Annotated in this window: 16 protein-coding genes; 7 read left to right on the top strand and 9 right to left on the bottom strand. The window is 67.4% G+C overall.

Translation table 11 applies throughout. The features are described 5' to 3' along the window. Nucleotides 1-66: 66 nt before the first annotated feature. A complete protein-coding gene (locus H0264_RS22765; protein ID WP_181579417.1) occupies nucleotides 67-1263 on the bottom strand; it encodes a phthiocerol/phthiodiolone dimycocerosyl transferase family protein in 1197 nt (398 codons plus the stop codon). A 282-nt stretch (nucleotides 1264-1545) separates the two neighbouring features. Here H0264_RS22765 and H0264_RS22760 point away from each other — a divergent pair, with 282 nt between their 5' ends. Beyond that, the gene (locus tag H0264_RS22760) at nucleotides 1546-2424 is read left to right on the top strand and encodes an NAD(P)-dependent oxidoreductase (RefSeq protein ID WP_181579416.1); all 879 of its coding nucleotides are present in this window, start codon (nucleotides 1546-1548) and stop codon (nucleotides 2422-2424) included. Nucleotides 2425-2505: 81 nt separating this feature from the next. Then, nucleotides 2506-3828, top strand: coding sequence for a TerD family protein (locus H0264_RS22755; protein ID WP_244975917.1), 1323 nt, complete (start codon nucleotides 2506-2508; stop codon nucleotides 3826-3828). 9 nt (nucleotides 3829-3837) lie between these two features. On the opposite strand, the gene H0264_RS22750 is transcribed toward H0264_RS22755, so the two are convergent. The 5 genes from H0264_RS22750 to thpD all read right to left on the bottom strand — a co-directional run bounded on the left by H0264_RS22750 (nucleotide 3838) and on the right by thpD (nucleotide 7275). Beyond that, nucleotides 3838-4152: a hypothetical protein gene (locus H0264_RS22750; RefSeq protein ID WP_181579414.1), complete on the bottom strand. Its 315-nt coding sequence runs from the start codon at nucleotides 4150-4152 to the stop codon at nucleotides 3838-3840. Between the two features lie 27 nt (nucleotides 4153-4179). Continuing rightward, nucleotides 4180-4641: a pyridoxamine 5'-phosphate oxidase family protein gene (locus H0264_RS22745; protein ID WP_181579413.1), complete on the bottom strand. Its 462-nt coding sequence runs from the start codon at nucleotides 4639-4641 to the stop codon at nucleotides 4180-4182. A gap of 53 nt (nucleotides 4642-4694) precedes the next feature. Continuing rightward, entirely contained in the window at nucleotides 4695-5486 is a 792-nt protein-coding gene (locus H0264_RS22740; protein ID WP_181579412.1) for an SDR family NAD(P)-dependent oxidoreductase, read from the bottom strand. A gap of 85 nt (nucleotides 5487-5571) precedes the next feature. After that, nucleotides 5572-6390, bottom strand: coding sequence for a helix-turn-helix domain-containing protein (locus H0264_RS22735; RefSeq protein WP_181579411.1), 819 nt, complete (start codon nucleotides 6388-6390; stop codon nucleotides 5572-5574). 24 nt (nucleotides 6391-6414) lie between these two features. Next, a complete protein-coding gene (gene thpD, locus H0264_RS22730) occupies nucleotides 6415-7275 on the bottom strand; it encodes an ectoine hydroxylase (protein ID WP_244975916.1) in 861 nt (286 codons plus the stop codon). 117 nt (nucleotides 7276-7392) lie between these two features. Here thpD and H0264_RS22725 point away from each other — a divergent pair, with 117 nt between their 5' ends. Further along, on the top strand, nucleotides 7393-8394 hold the full coding sequence (locus H0264_RS22725; protein WP_231085603.1) for an alpha/beta hydrolase: 1002 nt from the start codon (nucleotides 7393-7395) through the stop codon (nucleotides 8392-8394). 35 nt (nucleotides 8395-8429) lie between these two features. On the opposite strand, the gene H0264_RS22720 is transcribed toward H0264_RS22725, so the two are convergent. The 3 genes from H0264_RS22720 to H0264_RS22710 all read right to left on the bottom strand — a co-directional run bounded on the left by H0264_RS22720 (nucleotide 8430) and on the right by H0264_RS22710 (nucleotide 12981). Beyond that, nucleotides 8430-10262 carry an arabinofuranosyltransferase AftB family protein gene (locus tag H0264_RS22720; protein WP_244976278.1) on the bottom strand — a complete coding sequence of 611 codons (1833 nt, stop codon included), beginning with the start codon at nucleotides 10260-10262 and terminating at the stop codon, nucleotides 8430-8432. Between the two features lie 71 nt (nucleotides 10263-10333). Beyond that, nucleotides 10334-11653, bottom strand: a complete 1320-nt coding sequence (locus tag H0264_RS22715) for a glycosyltransferase 87 family protein (protein WP_181579409.1) — start codon at nucleotides 11651-11653, stop codon at nucleotides 10334-10336. Further along, nucleotides 11647-12981, bottom strand: a complete 1335-nt coding sequence (locus H0264_RS22710; protein WP_181579408.1) for a glycosyltransferase 87 family protein — start codon at nucleotides 12979-12981, stop codon at nucleotides 11647-11649. The genes H0264_RS22715 and H0264_RS22710 overlap by 7 nt, the downstream gene beginning before the upstream one ends. A 187-nt stretch (nucleotides 12982-13168) precedes the next feature. Here H0264_RS22710 and H0264_RS22705 point away from each other — a divergent pair, with 187 nt between their 5' ends. The 4 genes from H0264_RS22705 to H0264_RS22690 all read left to right on the top strand — a co-directional run bounded on the left by H0264_RS22705 (nucleotide 13169) and on the right by H0264_RS22690 (nucleotide 16336). After that, the gene (locus tag H0264_RS22705; protein ID WP_181579407.1) at nucleotides 13169-13684 is read left to right on the top strand and encodes a mycothiol transferase; all 516 of its coding nucleotides are present in this window, start codon (nucleotides 13169-13171) and stop codon (nucleotides 13682-13684) included. A gap of 95 nt (nucleotides 13685-13779) precedes the next feature. Next, nucleotides 13780-14130: a hypothetical protein gene (locus tag H0264_RS22700; RefSeq protein ID WP_181579406.1), complete on the top strand. Its 351-nt coding sequence runs from the start codon at nucleotides 13780-13782 to the stop codon at nucleotides 14128-14130. Nucleotides 14131-14229: 99 nt separating this feature from the next. After that, nucleotides 14230-15147: a glycosyltransferase family 2 protein gene (locus H0264_RS22695; protein WP_181579405.1), complete on the top strand. Its 918-nt coding sequence runs from the start codon at nucleotides 14230-14232 to the stop codon at nucleotides 15145-15147. A 25-nt stretch (nucleotides 15148-15172) separates the two neighbouring features. After that, a complete protein-coding gene (locus H0264_RS22690; RefSeq protein ID WP_181579404.1) occupies nucleotides 15173-16336 on the top strand; it encodes a hypothetical protein in 1164 nt (387 codons plus the stop codon). The last annotated feature ends 8 nt before the right edge of the window (nucleotides 16337-16344 follow it).

Genomic DNA, 16344 nt, shown 5'->3' with positions numbered 1-16344 from the left:
CGTCTTTCCGCCATTTGGCAGAAAACTCGCCGATAGTGTGCGCTCAGGCCGGATTCACCCTGCCACTCAGGCGAATTCGCCGAGCAGCTTCTCCAGCATGTCGGCGCGCCCCTGCTTGTCCGCCTCGTCCAGCCACGGCAGTGGAACGAAGTTGATGGTCAGCTCGCCCTGGTAGGTGGCGATGAAGTACTCGCCGGGAGCCAGTTCGGGCGCGTCCGGCGGGGGCGCGACGGCCGGTGGGTTCACCGTCATCCCGCCCCGGAAGTCACTGAGCGACAACCCTTCCGGCGTAACGAACGCCGGGATGCGACCCCAGTTGGAGGATCGCACAATGCCTTTGGCCACCAGGTTGGGGTTGTATCCGGTGCGCGCCTTCTCGAGGATGGCGCCGGCCGCCAGTTCGCTCTGGAACGCGGCGGTGACGGCGCGGGCGACCGCGGTCAGGTCGGTTTCGTCGGTCTCCGCATGATATTCGGCGTAGCCGAAGAAGTTGTTCGACGCCGTCGCCGCGACCGGCGGCTCGATGCGGTCGCGCAGGTCGACCGCGAAAATGTAGTGCAGCTCCGGCAGCGCGACATTGCGGAATTTGGTCTCGGTCAACAGGATTGCCGCCGACAGCAGCGCATTGACGGTCAGCTGCTCGCGGCGCGCGTACTCGAGCAGCGCGGTGGTGGCGGCAGCGCTGAGCCGGCAGCGCACGGCCTCCATGGGCAGTGTGCCGATGCGCGGCACATCGGCGGGCAGCGGATAGGGCGCGGGTTCCTGCGGCTGCTCGTTCAGCAGTTCCTCGAGCGATTTCGGGTAGTCGCCGGACTCCGGGTGCGCGGCCTCGAAGGCGGCGGAATCGGTGTAGGCGGACCACAGTTGCTCGAACAGCGTCAGCGAGTGATGCCCGTCGGCGATGGCGTGGTGGATCAGCAGCGTCACGCGTGCGGCGTTCTCACCCCGCACCACCAGCAGCGCGCTGACCTCACGCGCCTGATCGATCTGCGCCCCGGTCAACACCAGCTCCGGGTCACCGTCGGTGACGATCACCCGCGCCTGCGCCCCCTCGGCCGCGGCGAAGTCGACCGCCGCGTCGTCACGCACCACCAGGTGCGCGTCGAGAATGGGATTGCGAGCCCGCACCTGCGCGAAGGCCCGCGTCAGCCGCTCGATATCCAGCTCGCCCGTGGCGAGCACCGAATACGCGATGCACACCGTCGCCGTGGCGTAGACGATCTCGCTCGGCGCGAGCGGGCGAATTGTTTTGATTACAGCCACCCCCACTGTCCTTCCCCTGAAAGCATATGGAACACAGGACAATCGCCGACGCCAAAGGACATCGGCGATTCCTGCGCACGAACCTACCCCGCTCCCAGCAACTCTCGCATCCCGAACAGTGACGCCGGTCATACCGTCGCACCGGCCCGGGTCCGCACGCTCGCCGCTTACCCGAAAGTTCGTAACTGCCAGTGAAAGTGCGTACTTGCCGCCCGCCCGCGGCGATTCGACACTCGGTGCACGTCAGGTCACGACCTGGGAACACGGCAGATCGGAGCGAAGATGACCGGGAAAGAACGCGCCCCAGTGACGGTGCTGGGCACCGGGTCGATGGGCCGGGCGGTCGCGGAAGCCTTTCTGGCGGCGGGACATCCGACGACGGTGTGGAACCGGACCCCGGAGCGGGCGGCGCCCCTGATGCGCGCCGGAGCGGACCGGAAACTCGATATCGCCGCCGCTGTCGCGGCAGGTCCGGTGATCATCGCCGTGCTCACCACGTTCGAGGCGACCCGGGCCGCCCTGGAACCGGCCGCCGCCGCGCTGTCCGGCCGCACCCTCATCACGCTGAACTCCGGAACACCGTCCGACGCAGCCGAATTCGCGGCGTGGGCGAGCGGGCACGGGGCACGGTACCTGGGCGGTGCGATCAAGAATGTCCCGGCGGCCATCGGAAAGCCGGACACGCTGCTGTATTTCGGTGGCGACCGCGCGATCTTCGACGAGAACATCGGCCTGCTGGGCGTCCTCGGCGGCGACCTGGTCCACCTGGGCGAGGAGCCGGATCTGGCGGCACTCTACGAATCCGCTGTCGGCGCAACGCTGCTGCCCGTGCTGCTCGGATTCTTCGAGGGCGCGGCGCTGCTGGCCTCGCGTGGTCTGCCCGCCCACTCGATGGTGCCCTACTCGGCCAAGTGGCTCGAGATGGTGATCTCCCTGCTCCCAGTGCTGGCCGAGGAGATCGACACCCGCGACTACACCCGGCTCGGATCCTCGATCGGTCTCTTCCACGCCGCCATCGCCCAGGAGCAGCGGCAGGCGGCCGCCTCCGGTGTCGACACGTCGTGGCACGCACCGATGCACGAGCTGCTGAACCGGGCGGTGGCCGAGGGCCGGACCGAGCAGAGCATCACGGCGCTGATCGAGTTGCTCACGACCCGGTGAACAAGCGCGGGTGCGCACCCGGACCGGCGCTCGAGCTCTTACAGTGGCAGGGCAGCACCTGTGAGCGAAGGGGAGGCGTCGGTGAATCTCGTGAAGGGCCAGAACGGGCCGCTGAATGCCAGTGATGTGGTGGTGTCGGTGCAGGTGGGCGCGCCGGCGGACCTGTCCGCGCTGCTGGTGACCGCGCAGGGGCGGGTGCGCACGGACGCGGATTTCGTATTCTTCAATCAGCCCAGCGGTCCGGGTGTGCGATTGCAGGCTGCGGGGGCGGGTCAGCCTGCGGCACTGGCGATCTCGCTGGGGCAGGTGCCCCGCGATATCGAGCAGATCCGTGCGGTGATCACCCTGGATCAGGCGGGTGCGACCTTCGGGCGGATCGCCCCGCCGGTCGCGGTGGTGAGCGATGCGCACGGTAATCGGTTGTACGAGTATCGGATCGACGGGTTGAGCACCGAATCGATCGTGATCGCCGTCGAGGTGTACCGGCGGCAGAACGCCTGGAAGGTGCGCGCGGTCGGGCAGGGGTACGCGGGCGGTTTCGCGGCGCTGGTCACCGATCACGGGGTCAGCGTCGACGAATCACCCCGTCCCGCACCGGCATACAACCCGCCGCCACCGGTCACACCGTCCTATCCACCGACGCCGCCGCCCTACCCACCGACCCCGCCCGTGACGCCGTCCTATCCACCGACCACGCCCATGTACCCGCCGACCACTCCGGCCTATCCCACTCAGCCGCCGCCGAGCTATCAGCAGCCCGCGCCCGCCCCGCCGCGCGCCCCACAGCCGCCGCAGACCGGCGAGGTGAGCCTGAGCAAGGGCCGCCGCGTCGATCTGGGCAAGGGCCAGAAGGTCACGCTGCGCAAGGACGGCGGCGTGGCGCTCACTCGAATTCGCATGGGGCTGGGCTGGGATCCGGTCACCCGGGGTGGTCTGTTCGGCAGGCGCGCGGTGGAGATCGATCTCGATGCGTGGGTGGCATTGTTCGCGGGCCAGACCCTCATCGACGCCTGCTACTACAACCAATTGCAGTCCAAGGACGGGTCGATCCGGCATCAGGGCGACAATCGGACCGGCGAGGGTGAGGGTGACGACGAGGTGATCAATGTCGACCTCACCCGGGTGCCCGCCCACATCACCTCGCTGCTGTTCGTCGTCACCTCCTACGAGGGCCAGACCTTCGAGCAGGTGAGCAATGCCTACTGCCGTCTGGTGGACGACACCACCGGTGCGGAGCTGGCGCGCTTCAGCCTCACGGGCGGAATGCGTTTCACCGCCATGGCCATGGCCGAGGTGTGGCGGGTGGGCGGTGATTGGAAGTTGCGCGCCATCGGCGACGGCTTCAATGCCAAGCATCCCGGCGAGGCCACACCACAGCTGCCCCGCTTCGTCACCAGGAGTTGAGCCGGCCGGTCAGTCGTCGAACAGATCCCACCAGTCGCCGTGCGACCAGAATCCCGGTGTGACGCCGATACTTTCGAGCCAGCTCTTCTCGCCCCGCCGCACAATGGTTTCGGCATTGGCCTGCAGCAGGGCGAGCACATCGTCTCCGGCCGCACCGCCCAGCGCGGCGAGGACGAGGGGCACCTGGTCGGGCGGCACGGTCAGGGCGTACTCGTACTCGCCGCCATTGCGCAGATGCTGCGCGTCGAAGGCCAGCTCACCCGAATCACGCAGGGACACATCGATATACAGCCCATCCCTGGCCCATAACGATCGCTTTGCCATGTCGTCAGCCTAGAGGACCCGTGCGGCTCAGATATCGCTGTCGATGGAGCGCAGCCGCGTCGGCGCGATGCGAATCGGCTCGGCGAACATTTCCGCGAATGCCCGTGGCGTGCCGAACAATACGGCGATCCGCTCGGCGTATTTGGCCACGTACCCGGGCAGTTCGTCCAGCGGCGGCACACTCGCGTCGAAGCGTGCCGTCCCCTCCAGCCGGATGACGTCGCGCCCCAGATCGGTCTCGTCGAGGACCAGTGTGACGTGCGGATTGTCGGCGATATTGCGCAGTTTGATCTTCTTCGGCTCGCTGTAGACGATGATGTCGCCATCGTCGAGCAGGTGGTACCAGACCGCGACGGTGTCCGGCCGGCCGTCCGGGCGCACCGTGGTCAGCCACGCGATCTGGTTGTCGCACAATCGTTTCCAGATGTGAGTGCGCCGCTCGGCGGTCAGATGCGCGGCCAGTTGCGCGAAGGACTCCACCGGGCTCATGGCTCGCCTTTCCCTGTCGGTTCGCCTGCCAGCCTAGGCGCATCCGCATGATGTCAGCGCCGGTGCCGATGCGCGGCGGCCAACTGCGCGGTGGTCGTGTCCGCACCCAGCCGCCGCTGCACGGCCGCTACCAGGCCCGGCGCCAGGCCGCCGAGCGCCGCGATCACCCGCAGATTCCACGGGGCCACCACCACCTCCCCGCGATCGCGTTCGATGGCGCGCACGCACGCGCGCGCCACATCCTGCGGCGATCTGGTGCCCACACCGCGCGGCAGCGTGGCTCCGGAGTCCGCGAACAGCCCGGCGTCGCGAATGTAGCCGGGGTACAGCGCCGATACCCCGACCCCGTGCGGCCGCATGTCCTCCCGCAGGGCCAGCGCGAACCCGCGCATCCCGAATTTGGTGGCGTTGTAGAGCGAGGACTGCGCCGACGCGGTCTTCCCGGCCAGCGAGGAGATGAAGACCAGGTGTCCGCGACCGCGCGCGGCCATGCGATCGGTGGCGAGCTTGGCCATGAGGATGGGCGCGCGCAGGTTGACGTCGAGGGCGCGATCGATCTCGTCGAGCGAATAGTCGTCGAGCAGACCCGTCGCCGACAGCGCCGCATTGGCGACCACGATGTCGATCTCGCCCGCCGCCGCGAGCATCGCCTCGATGTCGCGGCGTGAATTCAGGTCGGCCGCAAGCGCCCGGCCACCGACCTTGTCCGCCAAGGGTTCCAGCACCTCGGTGCGCCGCCCGGTGAGCACCATCTCGCCGCCGCGGGCCGCCAGTTCGAGCGCCAGGGCCTGCCCGATTCCGCCGCTGGCTCCCGTCAACAGCACTCTCGCACCGCGCAGTTCCATGTCGTCTCCTTGTGAAGGTTCGGGCTCTCGCGAACCCACCTTCGCCGACGACGCGGCGGCGTCTCTTGTACGAATGTTCCCGGGGCTACACCGGGTCGTGATCGGCCAGTCCCGGAGAGCCGGACAGCCGCGCGGGTGTCATCCCGGTCAAGGCGAGGACTTCACGATGAAAGTGCGCCTGATCGAAGTACCCGCTCTCGACGGCGACGCGAGACACATTGCCGCACACGGCCAGACGACGGACGGCACGGTCGAAGCGCACCAGTTTCGCGGCATGCTTGGGTGGTACGCCGAGCTGCTGCCGGAACCTGGACCAGAGCCGTTTCCGGCTCCAGCCCACCTCGTCCGCGAGCGCCTCCACCTTGACCAGGCCGTGGCTGCCCACGAGCCGCTGCCAGGTCCACTCCACCTCCGGGTCCACGACCGGGCCCGCTGCGCGTCGTCGCGCCAGCAACGTGTCCACCAGCGCGAAACGCTCTGCCCACGAGCCGGTTTCACCGAGCCGCTGCGCGGTGCGCGTGCCTTCGCGTCCCCACAGCTCGTCCACCGATACGATCCCCCGGCCCAGTGCCGCGAGCGGAAAACCCAGCACGGTGTGCGCCACCACCGGCGACATCCGCACCTCGACACACTCGATACCGTTGCCCCGCATCCGAATTGCGCACGGTCCCAGTGCGGCGACCAGACTCCCCCGCTGCTGCCGTCCGGCGGCGTCCGCCACAACGAGCGTTCCACTCCCGAAGGGCAGCACCACGGTGACAGACGGATGCGGAATCACCCACTGCGCCACCGGATTCGCGCTCAGATCGCGGAATCCGGCCATGGCGATCCCGCTCGCTCGCCGGGGCGGGCGCGCGATCTCCCACACGCCCGCCGTGTCGCCCTCGTGCCCACCGGCCCGCATCGCCCCATGCTACCGAGCCACGGATCAGCGAATCGGCGTGAAGTCCCGGCTGCCGATGTAGGTCGGGCGCGGCGCGGCGGCCGCATAGGGCGCGACCAGGGTGTTCTCCACACTGTTGAACACCAGGAAGATGTTCGAGCGCGGGAACGGCGTGATGTTGTTGGCGGAGCCGTGCATGATGTTCGAGTCGAACAGCAGCGCCGATCCGGCCGCGCCGGTGAATTGCGCGAGGCCGTGCTTATTGGCCAGCTCGGTGATGTCGCTGCGGCGCGGCACGCCGATCTGCTGTTCCCGCAACGATTCCCGATAGTGGTCGTCGGGTGTAGCGCCCTGGCAGGGCACGAAGGTGTTGTGCGAACCGGGCATCACCATCAGGCTGCCGTTGTACGGATGATTGTCGGTCAGCGCGATCGACAGGCTGACCGCGCGCGGCGCCGGCATCCCGTCCTCCGCATGCCAGGTCTCGAAGTCGGAGTGCCAATAGAACCCCGCGCCTTCGAATCCGGGCATGTAGTTCACCCGGCTCTGATGGATGTACACCTCCGAGCCGAGGATCTGCCGGGCGAGTCCGGCGACCCGGCTCTCCCGCACCAGATCGGCGACGGCCGCATTGAGCTTGTGCACCTCGAAGATGGAACGCACCCGCCGCGAGCCCTTCTCGGCAATGAGCCGGTCGTCGAGCCACAGTTCCGGTTCCTGTGTGAGCCGGTGCATCTCGGCGCTGAAGTCGGCGACCTCCATGGGGTCCAGCAGTGCGTCGAGCACCGCGTACCCATCGGTCTCGAAGCCCGCCAGGGCCTCCGATTCGACGGTCCCCCACACCGTGGGGTCGGTGCGCTCGATATGCGGGACCGGTTCTGGTGTGCGCGTGGGATAGCGGTCCATGCGGGCCAGCATGGCGCAGCAGTATTGCAGTGACCCGAATGATCGTTTTGCGGTCGTGTGACAAGCCGAAGGACACCGAATGTAACGCTTTTGCTTTCGCTAAGGACATAGGCAGGCGTGAAGCTCACCGCGCTGCGCACCACAGTGGTCGCCCTGTCTGCCGCCCTGTCCATGACGCTGCTCGGTGGTGTCTCGACGGCCGATCCTCAGAAACCTTCGCACGTCTCGTCGATCGTCAAGGACGGCCGCACCTGGCATCTGAAGGTGTATTCGGCGGCCATGGGCACCGAGATCACCGTCGATGTGCAGCGCCCGGTCGACGAATCCCGGCCCGCCCCGAACCTGTGGATGCTCAATGGCCTGGACGCCGGTCTGAGCGACGCGAGCTGGACCGCGCAGACGAAGGCACTGGATTTTCTGGCCGACAAGCAGGTCAATGTGGTGCAGCCGATCGGTGGTTACGGCAGCTACTACACCGATTGGCGCAACCCCGATCCGGTGCTGGGCGTGCACAAATGGAAGACCTTCTTCACCGAGGAGCTTCCGCCGCTGCTGGACGACACCCTCGATTCGTCCGGCCGCAATGCGCTGACCGGTCTGTCGACCTCCGGCACCTCGGTCCTCCAGCTCGCCGAGGCCAAGCCCGGCCTCTGGAAAGCCGTTGCCGCCTACAGCGGTTGCGCTCAGATCGCCGACCCGGTCGGTCGCGCGTTCATCAAGCTGGTCGTCGAGAACCGTGCCGGCGGCGACACTCGGAACATGTACGGCCCGGACGGCGATCCGGCCTGGACCGCCAACGACCCGGTCATCAATGCCGAAAAGCTGCGCGGCACATTGCTCTACGTGTCCAGCGGCAGCGGCGTCCCGGTCGCGGAGGACGTCCAGTACTACTTGAACAGCGCTCCCGGGGCTTCCGGCGCGCTCAACCTCACGCTCGGTGTGATCATCGAGGCGGCCGTCAACGGGTGCACGGCGAATCTGAAGACCACACTGGATTCCCTCGCCATCCCCGCGACCTTCGAATTCACGCCCGTCGGCACCCACTACTGGCCGTATTGGGAAAAGGCCCTTTACGATTCGTGGCCGCTGCTGGCCCAGGGCATGGAGATCCCCGCCTGACCGCAGGCGGGGAGGCCGGCACCGGCATCACCCAGTCAGCGCGGCGCGACCGGCTGGATGGGATCCTCGAGCCCGCAGCGCTGGAGTTCGTAGGAGGGGTTGCGGTTGGTCCGGTAGCTCGCGAAGCCGAAGGCCTGCTGGATATTGTGCCGGAATCGGGTGAAGGTGAGCGGCGCGCGGGTGGAGGCGAGCAGGTCCTGGGTGGCGGGGCAGCTCAGGGCCGCTCGCGCGCGAATCACGTAGCGCTCGTCGATGTGCAGCGGGATCCAGGGCTGCCGGTCCACCATTTCGGCGTCGACCACCACCCAGCCGGGGGCGAGGTTCTTGTCGTGGCCGATGCGGCCGTTCTCGAGCCGATCGGTGTGTGCCGCAAGCGGATACGCCAATCCCATCTGGTCGACGACGCGCACGTCCAGCGGGACGTTCATGCTCGTCATGCCGAGGTTGAGGAAGAAGACGGTATGTCCCGCACCGCCTTCGGGGACGGGCAGCGGCGGCGGGACGATATGCCAGACCATCTGTGAGGGCAGGTTCAGCAGTAGTGCACCGTCGGGGGTTTCGCCGATATGGCGGAGCATGGGACGCATACGGGCGTAGTCGAGGTAGTCCTCGGCGCGGATGGGATGGTCGTGCCCAGTGCCGAGCACGTAGTAGATGCGCTCGTCGACAATGCCGGAAGCGCCTACGCTGGTTCCGGTTTGGACGGCACAGGTACCGCACGCCCACAGCGCCCACGCGGCGGTGATCACGACACCGGCAGGTACCAGCCAGCGCACCCGATTCCCGTGCGCCGCGTTTCCGGACAGCCGCACAGGCAGCACCATGACGGGCAGCAGCAGGCAGAACAGCTGGGGCAGCAGCATGCGGCCGTGCATGAAATCGCCGCCGACGCGGAGTTCGTACACCGTCAGCGCCACTCCACTGACGAGCATGACCAGAACGACCATGGCAGGACTACGCAGCGCCGGTGTCGAAAGGCGCTGCGGCCGAACGATGACGAAAGCCGACACCGCGAGAATCAGCAGCGGGAGCCACAGGTGGTACGGGCCGACGAAGTCGCCGAGATAGGTGAAACCCTGCTGCCATTTCGCCCCTCCGGCGTCCTTGGAGACGGCCGTATTCGGATAGGGCAGCCCGTAGTAGCCCATCCGCCAGATCTGATAGCCGATCGGCACGAGCCCGGCGACCGCCACGGTCAGCAGCCGAAACACCCAGGGGCGCAGGGACGTTTCCGGCACCGGAGCGAAGACCAGCACGAGCAGCGCGAGCGCCCCTACCAGGGTGATCTCGGGCCGGATGAGCGGCGCGAGACCGGCGAGGAAGACCAGCCCGAAATAGCCTGCGGGCCGCACGGCCCCGGCCTGCGCCCAGCGAATCATGAAGTACCACAGCACCGCCAGCCAGCAGATGACCAGACCGGACTCCAGCCCCGAGCTGGCATAGTCACGTGCGGGCGGCAGCGCGATGTAGACCAGTGCGCCGGCGGGCAGCAGCAATCGGCCCGCCGGGCCGCCCCACAGTCGCGCCGATCCCAGCATACCGACCACCACCGCCGTCACCGACAGCGTCAGCGTGAGGCCGAGCACCACGTACTCCAGCCGCGCCTGGGTGAGCCAGCTGAAGAACCACACCAGATACGTCCACGCCGCACTGGTATTGGTCTCCACCCGTTCGTCCACATTGAAGACCGGGCCGTTGCCCGCCAACAGGTTTCGCACCGTGCGCAGCACGATCAGCCCGTCGTCGGCGATCCACCGGTGCTCCCAGGCGCCGGCCGCGAACAGGGCCGCGGTCACCGCGACGCCGGTCAGGAATACGGTCCGCGGCAGCCGCGTACGGCGCGCGGCGGGCTGTGGCGCCCGCGCCATGACCTGCGGCAACTCGGCGGTCACGAGGACCGGCGCCTCGGGCGCATCGGGAACGACAGACAGCGACACTGCTACTCCGATCCATGCGAGTGGAACAGGATGAAGCCGATCGTGACAAGGAGAACGAGCGGAAAACAGACCGCGTAAAACGGGACCACGATATTCGACCACCACGCCGGGTCGTCTCGCGGCATCATGAACAGCCCCAGGCCGATGGGGTACGGCGCGCCTTCGAGGGGCTCCCGGTCGGTGAAGCTCCACCACCAGCAGAAGGCCACAGCCGCAAGCGCTCCGGCCGCGAGCCCGGACCACCAGGACCGGTCATCGAGCGCGTGGTGCAGGAGAACTACCAGCAAGGGGACGAACCACACCCAGTGATGTCCCCAGGCGAAGGGTGACACCGCGGCCGAGGTCATGCCGACGACGCTGATGGCCAGCACCTGTTGCCCGCGACGGTAGGCGAGGGCGCCGGCGGCCAGACCTCCGACCGCGATCGGCACCGCGACAGCCAGCCACAGCCACGTCGGCGGCACGTAGAGATACAGCCCCGGCCCGGTGTGCAGGTACCGATCGACGTGGAAGAGCCGCAGCAGTTGGGCAATCGCGCCGTTGATGGATTGATTGCCCGGCGAATCGACAGCACCGATGCGACTGGAATTGGTGAACTGGTTCGCCCAATACCCCCAGGCGTCTCCGGGGATGATGACGAATCCGAGTGCCACCGTGCCCGCCAAGGTGGCGGCGGCGGTCGCGCAGGTGCGCCATTGCCGCGTCACCGCGAGGTAGGCGAGAAAGAGTATCGGAGTCAGCTTGATACCCGCCGCGATTCCGACGCCGATGCCCCGGCCCTTGGAATTCGGCCGCGTCAGATCCCACAGCACCAGCAGCACGATGAATACATTGACCTGGCCCAGCCAGATCGTCGTCCGCACGGGTTCCAGGGCCGTGCTCGCCACGGCGAGGAAGAACGCGAACAATGCCGTGCGCGGCGTAGCGCGATATCCCAGGCTGCGCAGGCTCACTGCCACAATGGCCACCAGTGCCGCGAAAATCGCCGTCCACCACAGCAGATTCGCCGTGTGCAGGCCCACCCACGTCAACGGCACGAAGACCAGCGCGGCGAAAGGCGTATAGGTGAACTGCATTCCGAAGACGACGGCCCCGTCGTACAGTCCGGCGCGGTGGGCGATCGCCTCTCCGCCGGCGCGATACACCGTCAGGTCGACGTGATTGTTGAACAGCCCGTAATACGGCGTCCCGATCGGAATCGCGAAGATATGCCAGCCCACCACGGCGCAGGCCAGCAGACCGCTGACGACCAGAACCGCATTCGCCACCACGGGTTCGCGCTTCAGCTCCGGAGCCGCGACGGCGCCCAGTGCAGTCACCATCGGCGCGCGCTTTCCCGCGTGAGAATCACGGCCACCGTGGCGAACAAGGCGAGCAGATAACAGCTCGCATAAACCGGGACCGCGAGATGCGACCACCAGGCGGGGATATTGCGCGGCAGCATGAACAATCCGATACCGATCGGATACGCCGATTCGGCGAACGGCGCCTCCTCCGGATAGTTCCACCACCAGCAGAAGAACGGCACGATCACCGCGATCGGCAGGTATCGGTACAGCGGCGCGGCCGTGGAGGTGCGCACGTGGTGGAACACCACGACCAGCAGCGGCAGGAACCACACCCAGTGATGCCCCCACGAAAACGGTGACACCGCAGCCGAAGTCATTCCGGTGACGGAGATCGCCAGCAGTTCCTGACCACGCCGGTGCGCCACTCGCGCCGCGGCCAGCCCGAGTATCGCCACCGGGACGGCCAGCGCCAGCCACATCCACGTGGGCGGCAGATACATGAGCATGCCGTGCTCGACCCGCAAATAGCCGGTGGCTTCGTAGAACCGCATCATTTGCGCGAGAAAACCATTGAGCGACTGATTTCCCGCCGAGTCGACGGGGCCGACCCGCCCGGCGCTGGTGATCTGCTGCCCCCAGTAACTCAGGGCATCGCCGGGAACGACGAGAAATCCCAGCAGGATGGTGGTGGCCAGCATCGCCGTCGCGGTCGCACAGGTTCGCCACTGCCGGGTGAGCGCCAGATAGGCGAGAAAGAACGCGGGCGTGAGTTTGATTCCGGCCGCCAGGCCCACGCCGACACCCCGGAGGCGTGAACTGCGACGGGTCAGATCCCACACCACCAGCAGCACCAGGAAGACATTGATCTGCCCGAGCCAAATCGTTGTGCGCACGGGCTCGAAGGCGGTCGTCACCAGTGCGAAGAACACACTGAACAGCAGCGTCTTCCGGGTCATGGCATAGCCGAGATTCCGCAGGCTCAATGCGATGATCGCGACGAGCGCGGCGAAGGTGGCCGACCACCAGAGAATATTGGCCGTCGCCCGTGACACCAGGGCCAGCGGCGCGAAAACCATTGCGGCGAACGGTGTATAGGTGAATTCCATTTCCCAGATGACCGGGCCGTCGTACAGCCCCGACCGATGCAGCAGCGCTTCGCCCCCGGCGCGGTACACCGCGAGGTCCAGATTGCAGTTGAACAACCCGTAGTAGGGATTTCCGATCGGCAGCGCGTAGATATGCCAGATCACCACCACCACCGCCGCGATGCCGAATGCGGTCAGCACGGTGGTGCTCACCTCGGACTTTCCGGCGTCCCCGCTCGCGCGCGCGGGCTCGCCGTCGGTCGAAGTCGTCCTCACACGCAGAATTTCACCGATCACGCATCACATCCATTCGGGTCTGTGCACGCTCGTTCTCTTCGTGAAGCTGTTGCGCACTCTAAACCAGCAACGCACCGGCAAGCAGCCGAACCTGGCCCGACATGCCTCGTGCGCGGGAATCCGCCGCACGGGAATACCGCACTCGCACTACCGGTTCCAGCACGTCATGACGAGTGCAGACCTGCTGATCGACGCCTTCGACCGAGTGCGCCAGAATGTGCACGGCGCCGTCGAGGGCCTCGCACAGAATGAACTGGCCGCCCGCCTCGACCCCGAGGCCAATTCCATCGCCTGGCTCATCTGGCATCTGACCCGGGTGCAGGACGACCACATCGCCGACGTGGCCGACCTCCCCCAAGTATGGACCGCGGCGGGCTGGTCCAAACGTTTCGATCTGCCCTTCGACGAGGCCGCCACCGGATACGCCCAGACTCCCGATGACGTCGCCCAGCTCGCGGACGCCTCCGCCGAACTCCTGCTCGGCTACTACGACGCGGTGCACGCGCAGACCATCGCCTATGTCTCCGGCCTGACCGATGCCGATCTGCCCCGGATCGTGGACACCCGCTGGGATCCGCCGGTCAGCCTGGGCGTGCGCCTGATCAGCGTGGCCGACGACGATATCCAGCATTCCGGGCAGGCCGCCTTCATTCGCGGCGTGCTGCTGCGCCGCCGGCCGTGACTTAAGAGAACCCCCAGGAATCCCTCAGGCTGCGGCCAGATCCGCGCGGCAGGGTGGGAGGGGACGGGGGTGACGAGGCGAGCGTGAGGTGCGGAATGGTCGAGTTCGAGGTCACGGGAACGACGGTGACGGTGCATGTGAGCGGTGCGCATCGGGTGCTCGCGCTGCGCGAGCAGGTGACCTTCGACCTCCGCGACGTCCGCCGGGTTTCGATCGCGCCGGTGGATCTGCGGCCACCGTGGGTGCGCGCGCCGGGCACATTCTTCCCGGGTGTGATCGCCGCGGGCGTGTTCCGGGGCAAGGGGCGTAAGGAGTTCTGGGACACCCGGTTCGACGAGCACGCGATCCAGATCGATTTGTCCGGTGGCGATTACACCCGGCTCGTGGTGGATGTGCCCGAACCGTATGCCGCGCTCGGCTGGTTGTCCGCCACCCTGGCGGCTTGAGCGCTCGTACTCTGCGGTCTGCCCTCATCCGGGGTACTGTGCTGCCGGTGAGCGCCGCACCGAGGGGTCGGGAAGCGCTCCGCGACAAGCGTTTCCCAGATGAGCGGGGGCTCCTCCATGACCGATCCGACCTCGGCGCAGCGTGTGCCCGAGCTGGTTTCCATCATCATTCCGGTCTACAACGGGCTGCCGGATCTCGATGTGCAGCTGGATGGGCTGGCGCGGCAGGACTATTCCGGCGCGTTCGAGGTGATCGTCAGCGACAACGGGTCCGGAGACGGTCTGGCCGAGCATATCTCGAATCATCCGCAGCGGGCTGAACTGCGGCTTCGCTACCTCGACAGTTCCGCGAAACAGGGTGCGCCATATGCCCGCAATCGGGGGGCGGCGATCGCCGACGGCGACTTCCTGGTCTTCGTCGACCAGGACGATCGGGTGTACGAGCACTGGCTCAGCGCGCTGGTCGAGGTGGCCGCCGAGGTCGACGCCGTGGGCGGGGCCATCGAATCCGACTCGCTCAACGATCGCACCGCCCCGATCTGGCGGCCGGTGCCGACTGCCGCGGAAGGCTTTCGCACACACTGGCTTCCGTTCGCCAATGGCAATAACACCGCTTTCTGGCGCTCCGCCTTCGAGAAGCTCGGCGGTTACGACGAGGACCTGACCGTCGGCGACGATGTGGACATCAGCTGGCGGCTGCAATTGGCGGGCATGTCCTTCGCACACGCGCCCGACGCCCTGATCGCCTACCGCCTGCGCGGCAATTTCCGTGCCGCGTGGCGTCAATCCCGTGGCTACGGTTACGGATTCGCTCGCACCTGCATCAAGCATCGGGCCGCTGGTTGCCCGCGCATCCCGGCGGCCGCCGCGCTGAGCTCACTGCTCATCGCCATCGCCTGCAATCCCCTGAATCCCTTGACCCGCAAGCAGGTTCCGGTCGGCCTGTGGGTCATGCACACCGCCGGACTGCTCGGCCGCGCACAGGCCAATCTCCGCTACCGCACCTACACCGGCTGACATTGCCGGCGCTACTGTCGGCCCCATGGCTCAGTCCCCCGCTCTCGCCGAGCTCATCCAGCGTGACCGCCCGAATGTGCCCTTCGCCCCGGGCCGGATCGGGCGGCACGAGGTGTGGATCGAAACCTTCACTCTTCGTGAGACGACGACGGTCGTCTATCACATTCGCCATGGCCGGGTGCTGGCCATGCTCGCGCGATCCGGCTACCGGGAGGATATCGCGGCGGCCCTGCTCGAAGCCGTGGACGAGCTGATGGATATGCCGGATCTCGGTGCGGGCGTGCACCTTCGGCCGCTCGGGGTAGCGGGCGTGCGGTTGGACCGCGCGGCGTTGTTCGGCCCCGGCCACACCGGATTCTTCGCCACCAGACCGGAATTCGCCGACTGCGCGCTCCAGGTGGTGCCGGTGCACAGCTCCGAACTGGCCGACGGCGACGATATCGAGGGCCGGGCCCGCGGCCGGGTCTTCGGCAAGGTCCTGGGCCTCGACCACCGCGACTGGGATCGCTTGCCGGTGCCGGCGGCGCGGGTGCAGCGGGTCGACGACAGTCCCGGCGGCCGCTACCGGGCCAATCGCAGAGCCAGGAATATGACCAGGCCCGCGTCGACCATCGCGCAGGACGTGTTCGACCGGGATCTGCCGGAGGCGCTGCACGGCCCGCAGGAGATCACCGTGGAGGGCGTCTTCGGCCAGCGGTTCCGGCTGCGCCGCCGGTTCGATCGAGTGATCGGCACCCTGCGGCTCCCCGGCGACGAGCGGGTCCACCCGGTCGACATCCCCCGCGACGCCGGATGGGCGTTGTTCGGCCCGCTCTTCCACACCGGCCGATTCGACCCCGCCGACCTGGCCGAGGCCGCCCTCCGCCCCGCCACCCCCATGCTCGAACTCCGGCTCCGCAACCGCTATCGCGCCGACGACCGATCCTGGCCGCACACACTGGATTCCGCGCTGCTGTGGGTGCACGAAATGGATGCCGTCCCCGGCCATTTCGTGGTGTTCGAAGGCCGCTCGGGCGGCTGCCTGCACATGATCTGGCGCACCGATCCGGCCGGCGGCGACCCGCTGCTGTGGCTGGAAACGCCTGATCCCGAGGCCGCCGACGCACGCGGCCGCTATGTCACCCGCACCGAGGCCGCACACGCCGTCACCATCCTGGCCGAACAGGACCGCATAGCCCTCGACCAGTAATCTCACTG

This window comes from Nocardia huaxiensis (genome assembly GCF_013744875.1).
In the GTDB taxonomy this organism is placed as follows: domain Bacteria; phylum Actinomycetota; class Actinomycetes; order Mycobacteriales; family Mycobacteriaceae; genus Nocardia; species Nocardia huaxiensis.
Note: the sequence above shows the minus strand (reverse complement) of the source record. Positions and strands in the feature narration are given on the sequence as shown.